The sequence below is a fragment of the Candidatus Chryseopegocella kryptomonas genome, assembly GCF_001536065.1.
Lineage (GTDB): Bacteria > Bacteroidota > Ignavibacteria > Kryptoniales > Kryptoniaceae > Kryptonium > Kryptonium kryptomonas.
Genome location: NZ_CZVW01000020.1, coordinates 16,666 through 34,076, shown reverse-complemented (window position 1 = coordinate 34,076; position 17,411 = coordinate 16,666). Strand labels below are relative to the sequence as shown.

Here is a 17,411-nt window from a genome sequence, read left to right as displayed (position 1 = left end):
AGTTGATGCAAAATTAATTCACATTTCAACTGATTACATTTTTGACGGGAAAAATGGTCCTTACTCCGAAGACGCAAGACCAAATCAGATAAATTATTACGGCAGAACTAAACTTGCGAGCGAGAACGAGATAAAAATTGGTGGAATTAGATTTGCGATTTTGAGGACAAATGTTTTATATGGCGTTGGGAAAAATGTTAAAAGCAATTTTGCCCTGTGGCTTTATCAAAAGCTTTCAAATGGGGAAAATATAAAAGTTGTGACAGATCAAATTGGAAATCCAACTTATGTTGATGACCTTGCTTTTGCAATTTTAAAAGTTGTTGAATTTGACAAAGAAGGAATTTATAATGTTGGAGGGCGGGATTTTGTTGATAGATATACTTTTGCAGTTAGGTTCGCTGAAATTTTTGAGTTTGACAAAAATCTTATAACGCCGGTTAAAACATCTGAATTAAATCAGATTGCTCCACGACCTTTGAAATCCGGATTGATAACATTGAAAGCGGAAGCTGAACTTGGACTTAAACCGTATGGAGTTGAAGACGGAATTCGGGAGTTTAAATTAAATTTACAAAGTGAAAATGGCGTTTGAGTTTATGATTTATTTTTGGTAAAATAAAAAAGATAAACCTAAGTATTTTGTCTGTGGACATTATCAAAGATTTTTGCACCTAAATAGGTGTTGAATTTATGGTAAGTTTAATTGATGTTGAAAGGCTTTCCCAAAAATTTAAGGTGGTTAAAAAGTTAGGATATCAGAGACAATTTAAGGATATTTTTGATGCTCTAAAAAATGCTTTTGTTTGTTTTTCTGAAAATTACTGAAGATTGTGATTACAAATTTGAATAGCCTTGAAATGCTTCAGGGTGAAATGATAAGAATAAGACAAGAGTTAACAGGAGAAACAAAAAATAAATAATAATTTTCAGCGATGCTTGATTTAAAATTCATTCGTGAAAGTCCAGACATCGTCAAGAGGGCTATTGAACTTAAAAAAGAAAAAGATTGTGTTGATGAAATTTTGAAACTTGATGAAAGAAGAAGAGAACTTATAAAGAAAGGTGATGCGCTCAAAGCAAGAAGAAATGATGTTACAGAAGAAATTGCAAACTTGAAAAAGCAAGGTAAAGATGCAAGTGAATTAATTGAAGAAATGAGGAAGGTTTCTGATGAAATCAAAAAAATTGATAGCGAACTTAAAGAGGTTGAATCTCAACTTGAAAATCTTTTGCTCTGGGTGCCAAATATACCGCATGAGTCAGTTCCGATTGGAAAAGATGCAAGTGATAATGTCGTTGTCAGAACTTGGGGAGAGATACAGGAGTTTGATTTTGAAATAAAAGATCATCTCACGCTTGGGAAAAAGCTTGGGATAATTGATTTTGAACGAGGTGCAAAGTTAACGGGTAGCGGTTTTCCACTTTACATTGGGAGGGGTGCAACGCTTGAAAGGGCTTTGATAAATTTTATGCTTGATCTTCACATCCAGAAACACGGTTATATTGAAGTTTTTCCGCCGTTTCTTGTAAACGAAGCGTCAATGCGTGGAACAGGGCAAATACCAAAATTGAAGGAAGATATGTATTACTGCCCGGAAGATGATCTTTATCTTATACCAACAGCGGAAGTTCCGGTTACAAACATACATCGTGATGAAATTCTTGATATAAGCGAACTTCCGAAAAAATATGTCGCATATTCAGCTTGTTTCAGGCGTGAGGCTGGCTCTTGGGGGAGAGAAACTCGTGGATTTTTGAGAGTTCATCAATTTAACAAAGTTGAACTTGTTAAGTTCACAACGCCTGAGACATCTTACGATGAACTTGAATCCCTTGTAAATGATGCTGAAGAGGTGCTTCAACTTCTTAACATTCCGTATAGAGTTGTGCTTCTTTGCACCGGAGATATGAGTTTTGCTTCTGCGAAAACATACGATATTGAAGTTTGGTCTCCAGCTGAGAAGAAATGGCTTGAAGCGTCAAGCTGTAGCAATTTTGAGGATTTTCAGGCAAGAAGAATGAATGTTAGATTTAAAAGGGATAAAAAATCAAAGCCAGAATTTGTCCATACGCTAAATGGTTCTGGGCTTGCGACTTCAAGATTGATGGTTGCTTTGCTTGAAAATTATCAAACGCCAGAAGGTAAGGTCATTGTCCCGAAAGTTTTGCATAAATACACCGGCTTTACAATCATTGAATAATCAAAAACAAAATTTAATTGTTGAGATGAAAAAGAACATCGTTTTGATTTTAATTGCGATTGTTTTTTCAAGTTGTGCGTTTTTGAAAAACATTGGAATAATTGAGGAAAAAGAATATGTTGCAAAGATTGGGAAAGAGTTCATAACGATTGATGAATTTGAAAAATCATTTGCCAAAAATAATGGTGGATTTGCCAAAGCGAAGGAAAAACCTTTTGAAGACAGAAAAAATTATCTTGATCTTTTGATAAAATTTAAACTCAAAGTTCTTGACGCAAGAGATAAAAAACTTGACAAAGATCCAAGTGTTCAAAAAGAGGTAAATGATTATTATACAACGCTTGCGCTTTCTTACCTTACAAAGAAAGAAGTAATTGATCCGGGTTTAAAACAACTTTACGAGAGACGAAAAGAAGAAATAAGAGCAAGACATATTTTGATTGAATTGCCGGGTGGATTTCACGGAAGCCCTACTTCCGATACTTCAAAGGCATATGAGAGGGCGAAAAAAGTTATTGAACTTTTAAATGCTGGTGTTCCGTGGGATTCTGTTGCAATTGATTTTTCTGATGACCCTTCGGTTATTTTCAACCGTGGTGATCTGTATTATTTCACAGCTGGGATGATGGTTCCTGAATTTGAGGATGCGTGCTATTCAATGAGAGTTGGAGAAAGGACGCAAGTGCCGGTTAGAACGAAATTTGGTTATCATATCATTGAAGTTCTTGACAGAAGACCAAGGGTTGAGATGGTTCGGATAAGCCACATTGGAAGAAAGGTTGAGCGTAATGCAACGCCAGAAGACACGCTTAAAATTTACAATGAAATGAAGGCGGTTCTTGACAGTTTGAGAAATGGTTTTGATTTTGCTGAACTTTCAAAGAGACATTCCGATGATAAATTTTCAGTCCAGCGTGGTGGTGATGCTGGGTATTATTCAAGAGGTCAAGCTTACAGAGAAATTGATCAGTTTATGTTTAATGCAAAAGTTGGTGATATAAGCGACATAATAAGAACAAGATGGGGTTATCACATCGTCAAAGTTACAGAAATAGTTCCAGTTAAGCCGTTTGATGAAATTGTTGAAGATCTTAACAAACTTTATCAGTCGTATCGGCTTGAATACGATTTCAAAAATTATGTTGAGAAATTGAAGAAAGAGTATAACTACAAACTGAATCAGCAAACATTTGACTTGTTCGTATCAAAAGCGGATACATCAAAGACGACCTCGCATCAAAGCTGGGATAGCGTTTACACGAGAGAAGATAGAGAAAAAGTTCTATTTGAATTCGCAAATCAAAAGATGACGCTTGATTCCGTGATAAACATTATAAAGCGAAGTGCGGAATTTTCTGGAAGGAAACTTGATCCTTCTTCAATAAAAAGCATTGTTGATAGAATTACGGAGATGAAACTTACGGAATACAGAGCAAGAAATGTTGAAAAACTTTATCCAGAGTTTAAAAATGAACTTAAAGAATTTGTTGATGGAATTTTGCTTTATCACATTGAGCAGAAGATGGTCTGGGATAAGGTGAATTTGAGCGAGGAAAAGTTGAAAGAGTATTACGAGAAAAATAAGGAGGAATATCGTTTCCCCGACAGAGTCAGGTTTAGTGAGATTTGGGTGACGAGTGAATCGCTTGCTAATGATATTTATTCAAAACTTAAAAAATGGTGCTTTGTTTGATTCGCTTGCTGAAAAATATACTGAAAGACCCGGAATGAAAGAGAAAAAAGGAGATTGGGGGCTTGTTTCATCATCTGAAAATGAAATTGCGTGGAAAGCGTGGAATATGAAAGTGAATGAAATTTCAGAACCGATTAAGTTTCAAGGTGGATACTCAATCATAAAAGTTACAGGGAAAGAGCCAAGCAGGGTGAAGACATTTGAAGAAGCATTCAGCGAAGTTGCAAGCGCAGTTCAAGAGCAGGAACTCAAACGACTTGAAAAGGAATGGGTTGAAAGTTTAAAAAAGAAATATAAAGTCGTTATCAATGAAAAAGCACTTGAAAAAGCTTTTAATCGTTAGTTTGATTTTGGTTTTCGCCTGCGGTAAAAAGGTTAAAGAGAATGATTATGTCGCAAGGGTTGAAGACGAATATCTTTTGAAGCAAGATGTTGCAGGTCTTGATTCAAACTTCGTTAAAAATTACATTGACATATGGGTGAAGAATAATTTGATTTATCAGGAAGCGATTGAAAGAGGATATAAGTCGGATGAAAAAATTGAGCAGATGGTTAATGAGTTTAGAAAATCTTTGATAGTTAAAAATTTTTTGCAGAATGAAATTTTAAAAAACGCAGAAAAAATTTCAGATGACGAAGTGAAAAAATTTTATGAAAAACATCAAGACGAGTTCATACTTGACAAACAAGTTGTTAAGATCGGATATGTTAAGTTAAGTTCACGCAATGAAGCGAGCGTTTTAAGGAACAAACTTCAAAGAGCAAAAGATTTTCAAAGTGCTGTCGCCGATTTGTCAAGTGAAGTGGGTGTTGTTGAGATAGTGCCAATGAGATATTATGACCAATTTAACATACCGTTTCCAGAATTATGGCGTGTCATTTGGAATTTGAATAAAGGTGAAATTTCTTTTCCTGTTAAATCTGGGGAAAATTATTTTTTGATTTATCTTTACGATAAGAAAGATATCGGAAGCAAAGCGGATTTTGAAATTGTTTCTGACGCAGTCAGAGAAAGAGCAATAGTTGAAAAGCAAAATCTTTTGCTTGACAGTTTAATTTCAAACTTGAAAAGAAAATATCATTATGAGGTGAAATGGTGAGAGTGAGAATTTTAATTTTAACTTTGCTTTTAAATTTTGTTGCACTTGCACAACAAAAAGTAATTGATAGAATAGTTGCAATTGTCGGAAATGAGGTGATTCTTGAATCTGATTTGAATTATCAGGTTTATATGTTTGCGATACAGAACAATTTAAAGCCAGATGATCCGGGGCTTAGAAAGTATGTTTTGCAGGAGATGATAAATGATAAAATTGTGCTTAACAAAGCGATTGAAGATACGATAGTTGTTTCGGATGATGAGGTTGATAGACAAATTGATGCACAAATTCAGGCGCTTGTCCGTCAGTATGGCTCGGAGCGACGACTTGAGGAAATTTACGGAATGCCAATTGGTAGAATAAAGCGTGAGATAAGAGATGATGTTAAGAAACGATTGATGATAGAAAAACTTAAACAGCAAAAATTCGGCATGATGACCGTTTCAGGTTATGAGGTTGAAAATTTTTACAATACTTATAAAGATAGTTTGCCAGAAGTTCCAGAGATGGTTGAGCTTTATCACATTATGATGATTCCAAAGCCAGTTGATTCGGTTGAGCAAGCGGTTTATCAGAAAGCGAAGGCAATTCTTGACAGCATAAAGGCTGGCGGTGACTTTGCTTATTTTGCGAGGACTTATTCTGAGGATAGAGCGACTGCAAATAATGGTGGAGACCTTGGCTGGGTAAGACGTGGAATGTTTGTAAAAGAGTTTGAAGAAGCTGTTTTTAGATTACAGGAAGGGCAAATATCTGATGTTGTGAGGACACCTTTCGGATATCATATAATTCAACTCGTTGAAAGACGTGGAGAACAAGTCCATCCAAGACATATCCTTTTCAAAGTTCCTTTGACCGAAGAAAGTGATAAAATCGTGATTTCAAAGCTTGATGAGATAAGGTATAAAATTGTTTCAAAGCAGGCGAAATTTGAGGAAATGGCGAAAAGATTCAGCGAAGATGAAAACACAAAACTTACAGGTGGATATCTTGGATTAATCCCCGTTGATGATCTTGAGCCAGATTTGAAGGAGGTTGTTAATTCTTTAAACGAAGGCGAAATATCTCAACCTGTTAAGATGAAATATGGAAACTCTTACGCTTATCATATCGTCTTGTTAAAGAAGAGAGTTCCAGCTCATAAAATGAATTTGAAAGACGACTATATGCGGATTTATCAATATGCGTTGATTGAGAAGCAAAACAGAGAATATCAAAAGTGGATTGAGAAGTTAAGAGATGAAATTTATGTTTATGTCGTGGATGATTTAAGATGAAAAAGTTTCCAAAATTAAATTTTGGTGAAAAAATGAGAGCAAAATTTTTAACTTTTGCGCTTTTAATTGCTGTGTCATTTGCTTTCTCACAAGGGAGGATCAATTTTGTTGAATATGATTTGCCAAACGGGTTGCATGTGATTTTGCACGAGGATCATTCAGCGCCGATTGTTGCGGTTGATATTTGGTATTATGTTGGCTCAAAAAATGAAGACCCAAATAGAACTGGCTTTGCGCATTTGTTTGAGCATATGATGTTTCAAGGTTCTGCAAATGTTAAAAAAGCTGAACATATGGCTTATATTCAAAAGGCGGGCGGAACTTTCAACGGCTCAACTAATTGGGACAGAACAAATTATTTTCAAGTTGTTCCGTCAAATCAACTTGAACTTGTCCTCTGGCTTGAGTCAGACAGAATGATGAGTTTAAATGTAAATCAGGAAAATCTTGACAATCAGCGTGAGGTTGTAAAAGAAGAAAGACGTTGGAGAGTTGATAATCGTCCATATGGAACGCAGTGGGAGAACACATTTAAGCGTCTTTTCAAAGTCCATCCGTATAGATGGCCTGTTATAGGTTATATGGAACATCTTAACGCAGCAACTCTTGATGAAGTTAAAAGATTTTTTGAAACATATTATGTCCCGAACAATGCAGTCCTTGTGATAGCTGGTGATATTGACATTGAAAAGACGAAAAAACTTGTTGAGAAATACTTTGGCGATATTCCACGCGGAAAATATGAGATAAAGAGACCGAACATTGTTGAGCCACCGATGACCTCACAAGTAAGAGATACAATTTATGACAATGTCAGATTGCCGGCTGTTTTTATCGCATTTAGAATCCCAAAAGATGGTGAAAGAGATTATTATGCTCTTGATCTTCTTTCAAATATACTTGGCTCGGGCAAAAGCTCACGACTTTATCAAAAACTTGTTTACGAGAAAAGGATTGCACAAAATGTAAATGTTTTCACAATCGGTATGGAGGATGCTGGAGTTTTTAAAATTGATGCATATTGCGCAATAGGACACACACCAGAGGAAGTTGAAAAAGAGATATGGAATGAGATTGAAAAAGTAAAAAATGAACTTGTTGAGGAAAAAGAACTTCAAAAAGCCAAAAATCAAACGGAAATGCAGACAATTTCAAGTTATCAAAGTGTCCTTCAAAAGGCGGATCAACTTGCGCATTACTATGTCATTCACAAAAACACTGACGAAATTAATCACGAGCTGGCAAAAATTCTTTCAATCACCCGTGAGGAAATCCGTGACGCAGTTGTTAAGTATTTAAAGCCAGAAAATTCCGTCGTTCTTTATTATCTTCCGAAGGAACAAAGAGCATCAAAGTGAAATTTTACGATTGTGATTTTAAAACAAAAAATTTTTGAAGATGAAAAATTTAAAACTAATCCTGATTTTCGTTATGAGCGTAACCTTGATAAAGCCGATTGAAATTTATCCGCAAAGTGATGGTAGAGTTGATTTTGTTGAATTTACACTTGACAACGGGCTTCATGTAATTTTGCACGAAGATCATTCAACTCCGATCGTTGCTGTCAATGTTTGTTATCATGTTGGCTCAAAGAATGAAAAACCAGATAAAACTGGTTTTGCACATCTTTTTGAACATCTTATGTTTGACGGCTCAAAAAATGTAAAGCGTGGGGAATTTGATAAATACATTACGCAAGCTGGGGGATATGACAATGCATATACAACCGAAGATAAAACAAATTATTATGAAGTTCTCCCATCAAATTATCTTGAACTTGCACTTTGGCTTGAATCTGATAGAATGCTTGGCTTCTCAATTCAGGAAATAAGTTTGATAACCCAAAGAGAGGTTGTAAAAGAGGAAAGGCGTTGGAGATATGAAAACAGACCTTATGGTTCTGCGTGGATAAAAATTTCTGAGAAGAGCTTTAAAAAACATCCATATAGATGGCCTGTCATAGGTTATCAAGAACATCTTGACAATGCGAGTATGGATGATGTGAGGGAATTCTATGAGACATTTTATGTCCCGAACAATGCGGTTCTTGTGATAGCAGGTGATATTGATGTTAAGAAGACAAAAGAGCTTGTTGAAAGATATTTTGGTGAAATTCCAAAAGGACCTGAAAACATACCACGACCGCAACCGAATGATGAACCGCTTGAAAATGAAGTAAGAGAAATTGTTGAAGATGTAAATGCTCCTCTTCCAGCAGTTTTTATGAGTTATAGAATTCCAGAAGAAGGAAACCCAGATTCATATGCTCTTGCTTTGCTGTCAAATATACTTTCCGTTGGCGAAAGTTCAAGATTGTATCAACGGCTTGTTTATAAAGATAAAATTGCCAACGAAGTTGAAACATTTTCAGATACAAGGGAACATCCGGGCTTGTTTTTGATTTATGCGATTGCAAATCCTGGATTTAATTCAGATACGCTTGAAAAGGTGATTGATGAAGAAATTAACAAGATAAAAATTTATGGAGTTGATGAGAAAGAGCTTGAAAAAGCGAAGAATAAAATTGAATCTGCGCTTGTTTCGGCAAGGCAAACGGTTCAGGGCAAAGCTGATCTCCTTGCACATTACTATACATTTTTCAAAAATCCGGGCTTGATAAATACAGACATTGAGCGTTATAGAAAAATCACAGTTGATGATATAAAACGAGTTGCGCAAAAGTATTTTGCTGAGAAAAATCGCGTGGTTTTGCATTATCTACCCAAAACAAATTAAATTTTAGCAACAAAAATTTTCGGAGGAAAAGGTATGTTGAAAAAAATTGGAACATTGCTTATGCTCATACTCTTTTTAACTTCTGTTTCAGATTCGCAGGAGAAAATTGATAGAACTAAACCACCAAAACCCGGTCCAGAAAGCAAAGTTAAATTTCCATCGTATTTTGAAAAGACGCTTCCGAATGGACTCAAAGTAATTGTTGTTGAAAATCACGAGCAGCCAATTGTTTATGTTAGTTTTGTTGTGCGAAGTGGTTCAACTTATGATGGCGATTTACCTGGGCTTGCGAGTGTGACTGCTGAGCTGTTGACAAAGGGAACGAAGACAAGAAGTGCGACGCAGATTGCAGAAGAAATTGATTTTGTCGGTGGCTCACTTAACACATCCGCAAGCTGGGATGCAACAAATGTAAGCGTGCTTGTTCTTAAAAAGTATATCGGCGTTGGGATGGATATTTTACAGGATGTCGTTTTAAATCCGACTTTTCCGGATGAAGAACTTGAAAGGATAAAAACACAACGGCTTGCTTCAATAAAACAGTCAAAAGCAGATGCTGGTTATCTTGCAAGTGTGAGATTTTCAAAAGAACTTTTCTCGGGACATCCATACGCAAATGAAAGTGGCGGAAACGAGGAATCAATTCAAAAAATGAAAAGAGATGACATTGTTAATTTTTATAAAACTCATTTTATCCCGAACAATTCGTTTATAATTTTTGCTGGAGATATTACGCCAAGCGAGGCAGTCCCACTTGTTGAAAGATATTTCGGAAGATGGGAAAAAGGTAAAAACCCGCAAAAGAAGTTTCAAAATGTAAATGATGTCAGCCAGACGAAAGTCGTGATCGTTGATAAACCCGGCGCTGTTCAATCAGCTATAAGAATTGGACATCTTGGGATTGATAGAAAGAATAAAGATTATGTTAAGATTTACACGATGAATATGTTGCTCGGTGGGTATTTCAATTCAAGGATAAATATGAATTTGAGAGAAACGCATGGCTATACTTACGGAGCATCAAGCTTTTTTGATTCAAGGATGTATCCGGGTCCATTTATCGTTTCAGCGGATGTGCGAAATGAAGTTACTGATTCCTCTGTTGCTGAAATACTTAAAGAGTTGAGAAGAATAATTGATGAGCCAGTGCCTGAAGATGAATTGAAAATGGCAAAAGATTATATCGTTGGCTCATTCCCGCTCCAAATTGAGACGCCAGCGCAGGTTGCCTCAAGAATTATGACAATTGAGATTTACGGGTTGCCAAAAGATTTTTACGACAGATTTAGGGAGGAAGTTAAGAAAATTACTGCAAAAGATATTCAGGAAGTGGCGAAAAAATATCTGCATCCGGATAAAATTTTGATAGTCATCTCTGGAAATTCAAAGCAGATAAAACCAGTTCTTGAAAAGTTTGGTCCGGTTGTCGTGTATGATGCGGATGGAAATAAGATTGAGTAAAAAATTAAAAACGAGGCAAAGGTGCGAAAAGAAAAAAGTGATGTTGAAGTCGTTCAGCAACTTAACGAAGCATACAAGAAGATAAAATCCGAAATTGCGAAGGTAATTGTCGGGCAGGATAAAATCATTGAAGAAATGTTAATTGCTCTGTTTGCGCGTGGACATTGTTTGCTTGTTGGCGTTCCGGGACTTGCAAAAACTTTGCTTATAAAAACGCTTGCTCAAGTTCTTGATTTAAAATTCAGCAGAATTCAATTTACCCCCGACCTTATGCCAAGTGATATAACAGGGACAGAGGTCATTGAAGAAAACATAAGCACAGGTGAAAAATTTTTTAAATTCGTCAAAGGACCGATTTTTGCAAATATAATCCTTGCTGATGAGATAAACCGAACTCCACCGAAGACGCAATCAGCATTGCTTGAAGCTATGCAGGAATACAGAGTCACCGCCGGGGGACAAACTTATGAACTTGAACAGCCATTTTTTGTCCTCGCAACGCAAAATCCAATTGAGATGGAAGGAACTTATCCATTACCTGAGGCACAGCTTGATAGATTTATGTTTAACATTTGGATAGATTATCCGAATTTTGATGAAGAAGTTGAAATTGTTCGTAAAACAACGAGTATGTATCAACCCGATGTGAGTAAGGTTTTAAAAAGGGAAGAAATCCTTGAACTTCAAGACCTTGTTCGCAAAGTTCCTGTTGCGGATAATGTGATTGAATACGCTGTTAAGCTTGTTACAATGACAAGACCAAATTTGAATGGTTCACCTGACTTCATCAAGCGCTGGATAAGCTGGGGTGCAGGTCCAAGGGCTTCCCAATATCTCATACTTGGAGCAAAGGCTCGTGCAGTTTTAGATGGAAGATATACGCCAACAATTGATGATGTGCGGGCGGTTGCTTTGCCAGTTTTAAGACATCGGCTCGTTACAAACTTCAACGCTGAAGCAGATGGCGTTTCAACAGTTGATATCATAGAAAAACTTTTAAAACTAATTTGAGGTTAAGATGTCAGAAAATTTTCAACCCCATGAACAAGAATCAAGTTTTGCTCCTGAAGTAAAGCCAATGCCGTTTGTTGATAAGCTAACCGGAATTTTCGCATCGCCATCCGAAGTTTTTGAAAATCTTGTGAAGTCAAAAATAAGTTTGACCGATTGGCTTATCCCAATGTTAATTCTGATCCTTATCTCAATTGTAAGCACTTTTTTAAAATTCGGAAATGAGCAAATCCGAGATTCGTTAATTCAATTTCAGGAAAAGCGATTTGAGCAGTTGATTGAAGAAGGAAAGATGACGGAAGAACAGGCAGAAATTGCGCGCGAAAGATTGGAGCAAGTTGGGGCATCACAAAAAATTTTTAGCACAATTGGAATTTTGATCGGTGTTCCAATCTCCTTTTTAATCGTGTCGCTTGTTTATTTTTTGCTCGGTAAATTTTTCCTTGGCGGTAATGTTGAATTTATGACAGTGTTCTCAATTTATTCGCTTTCAAGTTTAATCACATCTGTTGAGGTGATCGTTTCAACAATTCTTGCTTTTATAACTGGTTCATTTTTTGCAAATGTAAGTCCTGCAATTTTTATGGAGCCATCAACGAGTAAAGTTTATATTCTTGCTTCAAAGTTTAATCTTTTTACATTTTGGCAACTTGCGGTTTTTGCGATCGGACTTGCGAAAGCTTTTGATAAAAAGTATATTCAATCGTTCGGGCTTGTTTTCGGCGTCTGGGTTGTGTGGGTTGTGTTAAGTTTGTTTCTTCCATTTTTTGGATAATTTAAAATTGTGAAAAATGTTGCGAACGCTTCTTTTTTTAATTGCATTTGCTTTTAATTTGAATGATTCATCAAGCTTCGCCAGAAAAGAAACTGGTGTGAATAAACTGAAACTTGGAATTGTTGCAGTTGGAACAGCGGGGTTTGGAGCTTTAACTTATGACTATTTCAATCGTGTCTGGTGGAAACCGACGAAAGTTAAAAAGTTCATCTGGCGTGATGATTGGAACGATTTAATAAGAGCCGATAAAGCAGGACATTTTTATTTCTCCTATGTTCTTTCGGATGCTTACAAAAGCATCTTTAAATGGGTCGGATTTAATGGGAAGACATCTTCTTTTTTTGGAGCTGGGATAAGCGTAATTTATGAAGTTGGCGTTGTGGAGTTAACAGATGGTTTTACGACGAGGTGGGGGTTTAGCCCAAGCGATGCAATTTCAGATATACTTGGTGCTTTTTTCCCAGTTGCACAGGAATTTTTCCCTTCTCTAAATTCGGTTGCATTTAAATGGAGTTATACTCCATCAGGTTATACATGGCTTGATTATTTGAAAATTGGAAGTTTGAAAGACGCTCTTTACAAAAAACAATTTCACACAGATTACGAAGGGATGACTTTCTGGATGAGTTTAGATTTTCAAAAATTTTTGCCAGAAAAAATTGAAAAATTTATTCCTGATTTTTTAAATCTTGCCATTGGCTACAGCGTTAAGGACATAAACTACGCCGGGCGTGGTTATTCAGAAATTTATCTTGCTCTTGATTATGACCTTTTGAAAGTTAACACAAAATCTGACATCTTAAACCGAATAATTCACACTTTAAATTATATTCATTTTCCAGCTCCAACTTTACGCATCAAACCAAATGTTAAGTTCTATTATCTCTATTTTTAACAAACGACAAAGTCAAGATATGAAAAAGCACATCATCTTTTTCTCTTTAATTTTTCTCTTTTCCTGTTCAGATAACAGAACATCTGAAACTTTTGAAACAAGCGGGACAGTTGAAGCAAGGGAGATAATCTTAAGTTCAGAAGTAAATGGCAAAGTTATAAGTGTTAACTTTGACGAAGGGAGCAGGGTTGATAGCGGATTTGTCCTGTGTCAAATTGATACCGAGCTTGTATATCAAAGATATCTTGAAGCGAAATCACAAGCCGAAGCGTTTTTCTCTCAATATCAACTTCTTTTGAGGGGGGCAAGAACGGAAGAAATTGAAGCGATGGAGGAAGTCGTAAATCGTGCAAAAGTTAACTTTGAGAATGCACAGAAACAATTTGAGCGTGTTAAAAATCTTTATGACGAAGGCGTTGCAACGCAGGAACAATTTGACAATGCGAAGACATTATTTGAGACAAGTAAAACTCAATATGAAGAAGCGAAGAAAAAACTTGAACTTCTCAAAAAAGGTGCAAGAGACGAAGAGATAAAAATTGCTCTTTCAAATTATAACCGTGCAATTGCACAACTTAAATCAATTGAAATTCAACTGAAAAAGTCAAAAATAATTTCTCCAATTTCCGGCTTTGTCCTTGAAAAGTATGTTGATGTGGGCGAATTTGTTGCCCCCGGAACTCCAATCGCTAAAATTGCAAACCTTAACGAAGTTTATGTGAGAATTTATGTTCCTGAAAAAGAACTCGGTTTGATAAAACTTAATGACACAGTTGATGTTAAAATTGATTCCTATCCCAATAAAATCTTCAAAGGCGAAATTATCTTCATATCTCAAAAATCAGAATTCACTCCGAAAAATGTCCAGACGAAAGATGAAAGAGTTAAACTTGTTTACGCTGTTAAGGTTAAAATTGACAATTCCGATGGAATTTTCAAACCCGGAATGCCAGCCGATGTGATAATCAAATGGAGGTGATTTAAAATGTATGATATTGAGACATTTGATCTGACGAAGAAATTTGGAGATATAATTGCTGTAAATTCTGTTAACTTAAAAATTCGTGAAGGTGAAATTTTCGGATTGCTTGGTCCAAATGGTGCGGGGAAGTCAACACTTGTTCGTCTTCTGTGTGGTTTGTTAAGACCTACATCTGGAAGTGCTAATGTCGGTGGTTTTTCCATAACAAAAGAACCTGAAAAAGTCAAAAGGATAATTGGTTATATGTCCCAAAGGTTTGGACTTTATGATGATCTGACGGTTGAGGAAAATATAAGTTTTTATGCGGGGATTTATCTAAACGATAAAAAACTTGCACAGAAAAGGACAGAGGAGATAATTGAGCAACTTTCATTTGAAAAATATCGCAAAACCCTTGCGATGCATCTTTCAGGTGGATGGAGGCAGAGATTATCTTTTGCAACAGCAATAGTCCATGAGCCAAAAATTGTTTTCCTTGATGAGCCAACCTCCGGCGTTGATCCTGTTTCAAGAAGACAATTTTGGGAACTTGTTTATGATTTATCTGCAAAGGGTAAAACCGTGCTTGTGACAACTCACTATATGGACGAGGCAGAGAGATGTAACAGGATTGCGTTTATTTTAAACGGTAAAATAATGGCTGTTGATTCACCAAGCGAGATAAAGAAAAAATATATGGGCGGTGAAGTTATAAGCATAATTCCAGAAGATTTGATGACTTCTTACGCTGTGCTTTCTTCTCTTGATTTTGTTCAGGATATAGGAATCTTTGGGGATTCAATTCACATCGTTGTTGAAAATGCGGATGAAAAAATTTCAGAGATTTCTGAGTTCTTGAAAAAGAAAAATCTGAACTTTTTAAAAATTGAAAAAATCCAACCATCAATTGAAGATGTTTTCGTCTCTCTCACAAAAAGCAGGAACGCTGGCTCTTCTTAACATCATACGCAAGGAATTTGTCCAATTGAGCCGTGATTTAAGAAGCGTGATAATAATTATCATCATCCCACTTTTCCTTCTTATTGTTTTCGGCTATGGAGTTACAACTGATATTAAAAATGTTAATCTTGTTGTTTGCGACCTTAACAAAACTCAATTCAGCAATGAATTCATCCAAAAATTTACATCATCTGGATTTTTCAAACTCGTTGATGAAATTGACAACTTGAACGAGGTTGACAAGTTTCTTATATCTGGAAAAGCAAAGGTTGGAATTATTTTGCCAGTGAATTTCTCAAACGAACTTGGCTCTGGGAAAAGTGTCAAAGTTCAGATTATCCTTGATGGAAGCGATGCAAATACCGCAAATGTCGTTCTTGGTTATGTTTATCAAATCGTTCAAGGTTTTTCAAGGGACATCGTTTCAGATTTTATCTTCAAACGCACAGGCAAGAAATTTACACCTGTTGATTTGAAACCAAGAATCTGGTTCAATCAAGAACTTAAAAGCGTTAATTTCTTTATTCCGGGACTTATGGGTTTAATTATGATGATAATGACAGTTCTTATGACTTCACTTTCAATTTCAAGGGAAAGAGAACTTGGCTCTTTTGAAAAATTGATATCAACTCCTGTTAATCCGTTTTACATCATCGCTGGTAAGGTCATTCCGTATGCTGTGCTTGCTTTTATTGATTCGGTTTTGATCTTGCTTGCTGGTTATCTTTTGTTTGATCTTGAAGTCAAGGGAAATCTTTTCTCGCTTCTTGTTGTAACTTTGATTTTTATCTTCTGCGGTCTAAATCTTGGGTTGATAATTTCAACAGTTGCAAAATCACAGCAATCAACGATGGCGATTGCTTTTATTGCGACGGTTGTGCCAAGTTTCGTTCTTTCTGGCTTCGTTTTTCCAATAAGAAACATGCCTTTAATTTTGCAGGGAATTTCGTATCTTGTCCCAGCGAGATATTATCTGGATGTAATCCGTGGAATTATTTTGAAAGGGAACGGGATAAGAGAACATATTGAAAGTGTTTTGTTTCTTTTGTTTTTTATGCTATTAACATTTCGTTTAAGTTCGTTCAGGTTGAAAAAATTAATGCGTGAAATTTGATGTTTAGAATCGTTGCGATTTTTAAAAAAGAAATCTCGCAAATTCGCAGAAATCGCCTTTTGATGGGAATTATGCTCATTGCCCCAGTGATACAACTTTTCATCCTCGGTTATGCAGCAACTTTTGAAGTTAAAAATCTTCCAGTTGCAATTCTTGATGAAGATAACTCCAGCTTAACACATGAAATATCGGAATCAATAAATTCAACTGAGACATTCAATGTTGTTGTTAATTTAAAAACACTTGATGAGATTGACGATATTTTGAAACGAGGCAGAGCAAGTATGGTAATTATTTTTCCAGCTGGATTTGATAAAAAATTGAAGAGAAATGAAAAAGTTGAACTTCCCGTGATTATAGATGGGACTGATGCAAATTCCGCAACGATTGCTATGGGATTTTTCTCAAGCATTGTTATGGAAAAATTTATTTCAATCGTTGATGAAAGATTAAGAAGTCAGGGTTTAAAGTTTATTCCGCTTTGCGAGCCAGAAATAAGAATTTGGTTTAATCCCGAGATGAGATCAAACTCTTTTATAATTCCAGGTTTAATTGGGATGATCTTGATAACTGTTACGCTGATAATGACATCAATGTCAATGGTTCGTGAGAAAGAGCAGGGGACAATTGAACAATTGCTTGTCACGCCTGTTAAGAGTTATGAGTTGTTGATTGGGAAAATTTTGCCGTTTATCTTGATTGGTTTAATTGATGCAACGGCGGTCATTCTTGTCGGGAAATTCTGGTTTAAAGTTCCGTTGCGTGGGAGCATTGTTTTGCTTTTCGTTTCTGTTTTCGTTTTTCTTTTGACGACGCTTGGTTTTGGAATTTTCGCCTCCGTTATTTCAAGAACTCAACAGCAAGCGCTTATGACGGCTTACTTCTTTGCAATGCCAAATATAATTTTATCAGGATTTGTTTTTCCTGTTGAAAGTATGCCACCTGTCATAAGATTCATCACAAACTTTGTCCCGTTGAAATACTTTCTCATCATACTTCGTGGAATTTTTCTCAAAGGTGCTGGCTTTGATATACTTTATTCGCAAATTTTAATTTTGCTTTCATTTGGGGTTTTAATTTTTGGTTTCAGCGTTTCAAGATTTAGAAAATACATCGGGTAAGTTTTAACATTCCTTCTTTTAATTCACACGCCTTAAACTGTGTCCCGGATCACACTATCTGATTTTAATTTTTTATTAAATTTTAGCAAAAACTAAAAAGGTG

17 protein-coding genes are annotated in these 17,411 nt (G+C 35.9%); all 17 read left to right on the top strand.

Features of this window, described 5'->3' with window-relative positions; genetic code table 11:
- A partial coding sequence (locus AWW83_RS08140; RefSeq protein WP_092350718.1) for an SDR family oxidoreductase occupies nt 1–595 on the top strand: 595 nt, incomplete at its 5' end.
- A 98-nt stretch (nt 596–693) separates the two neighbouring features.
- Nucleotides 694–828 (top strand): hypothetical protein, encoded by a 135-nt coding sequence (locus tag AWW83_RS10150; RefSeq protein WP_268761463.1) that lies wholly within the window; start codon nt 694–696, stop codon nt 826–828.
- 107 nt (nt 829–935) lie between these two features.
- Complete coding sequence (gene serS, locus AWW83_RS08135) at nt 936–2,204, top strand: serine--tRNA ligase (protein WP_092350716.1); 1,269 nt, start codon at nt 936–938, stop codon at nt 2,202–2,204.
- A gap of 25 nt (nt 2,205–2,229) precedes the next feature.
- The gene (locus AWW83_RS08130) at nt 2,230–3,897 is read left to right on the top strand and encodes a peptidylprolyl isomerase (RefSeq protein ID WP_143713939.1); all 1,668 of its coding nucleotides are present in this window, start codon (nt 2,230–2,232) and stop codon (nt 3,895–3,897) included.
- The gene (locus tag AWW83_RS08125; protein WP_092350712.1) at nt 3,857–4,240 is read left to right on the top strand and encodes a peptidylprolyl isomerase; all 384 of its coding nucleotides are present in this window, start codon (nt 3,857–3,859) and stop codon (nt 4,238–4,240) included. Before AWW83_RS08130 ends, AWW83_RS08125 begins: the two co-directional genes overlap by 41 nt.
- Nucleotides 4,206–4,997, top strand: a complete 792-nt coding sequence (locus tag AWW83_RS08120) for a peptidyl-prolyl cis-trans isomerase (RefSeq protein WP_092350710.1) — start codon at nt 4,206–4,208, stop codon at nt 4,995–4,997. Before AWW83_RS08125 ends, AWW83_RS08120 begins: the two co-directional genes overlap by 35 nt.
- Complete coding sequence (locus tag AWW83_RS08115) at nt 4,991–6,274, top strand: peptidylprolyl isomerase (protein WP_092350708.1); 1,284 nt, start codon at nt 4,991–4,993, stop codon at nt 6,272–6,274. The genes AWW83_RS08120 and AWW83_RS08115 overlap by 7 nt, the downstream gene beginning before the upstream one ends.
- A 32-nt stretch (nt 6,275–6,306) precedes the next feature.
- Nucleotides 6,307–7,632 (top strand): M16 family metallopeptidase, encoded by a 1,326-nt coding sequence (locus tag AWW83_RS08110; RefSeq protein WP_092350724.1) that lies wholly within the window; start codon nt 6,307–6,309, stop codon nt 7,630–7,632.
- A gap of 40 nt (nt 7,633–7,672) precedes the next feature.
- On the top strand, nt 7,673–9,010 hold the full coding sequence (locus AWW83_RS08105; protein ID WP_092350706.1) for a M16 family metallopeptidase: 1,338 nt from the start codon (nt 7,673–7,675) through the stop codon (nt 9,008–9,010).
- Nucleotides 9,011–9,043: 33 nt separating this feature from the next.
- Nucleotides 9,044–10,471, top strand: a complete 1,428-nt coding sequence (locus AWW83_RS08100) for a M16 family metallopeptidase (protein WP_092350704.1) — start codon at nt 9,044–9,046, stop codon at nt 10,469–10,471.
- A 21-nt stretch (nt 10,472–10,492) separates the two neighbouring features.
- The gene (locus tag AWW83_RS08095; protein ID WP_143713938.1) at nt 10,493–11,482 is read left to right on the top strand and encodes an AAA family ATPase; all 990 of its coding nucleotides are present in this window, start codon (nt 10,493–10,495) and stop codon (nt 11,480–11,482) included.
- Nucleotides 11,483–11,489: 7 nt separating this feature from the next.
- Nucleotides 11,490–12,257: a Yip1 family protein gene (locus AWW83_RS08090; RefSeq protein WP_092350702.1), complete on the top strand. Its 768-nt coding sequence runs from the start codon at nt 11,490–11,492 to the stop codon at nt 12,255–12,257.
- Between the two features lie 16 nt (nt 12,258–12,273).
- Entirely contained in the window at nt 12,274–13,152 is an 879-nt protein-coding gene (locus AWW83_RS08085) for a DUF2279 domain-containing protein (RefSeq protein ID WP_092350700.1), read from the top strand.
- A gap of 19 nt (nt 13,153–13,171) precedes the next feature.
- Nucleotides 13,172–14,131, top strand: coding sequence for an HlyD family secretion protein (locus tag AWW83_RS08080; protein WP_159421151.1), 960 nt, complete (start codon nt 13,172–13,174; stop codon nt 14,129–14,131).
- A gap of 6 nt (nt 14,132–14,137) precedes the next feature.
- Entirely contained in the window at nt 14,138–15,073 is a 936-nt protein-coding gene (locus AWW83_RS08075; RefSeq protein WP_092350696.1) for an ABC transporter ATP-binding protein, read from the top strand.
- Nucleotides 15,027–16,187 (top strand): ABC transporter permease, encoded by a 1,161-nt coding sequence (locus AWW83_RS08070; RefSeq protein ID WP_092350694.1) that lies wholly within the window; start codon nt 15,027–15,029, stop codon nt 16,185–16,187. Before AWW83_RS08075 ends, AWW83_RS08070 begins: the two co-directional genes overlap by 47 nt.
- Nucleotides 16,187–17,308: an ABC transporter permease gene (locus tag AWW83_RS08065; protein ID WP_092350692.1), complete on the top strand. Its 1,122-nt coding sequence runs from the start codon at nt 16,187–16,189 to the stop codon at nt 17,306–17,308. Before AWW83_RS08070 ends, AWW83_RS08065 begins: the two co-directional genes overlap by 1 nt.
- The last annotated feature ends 103 nt before the right edge of the window (nt 17,309–17,411 follow it).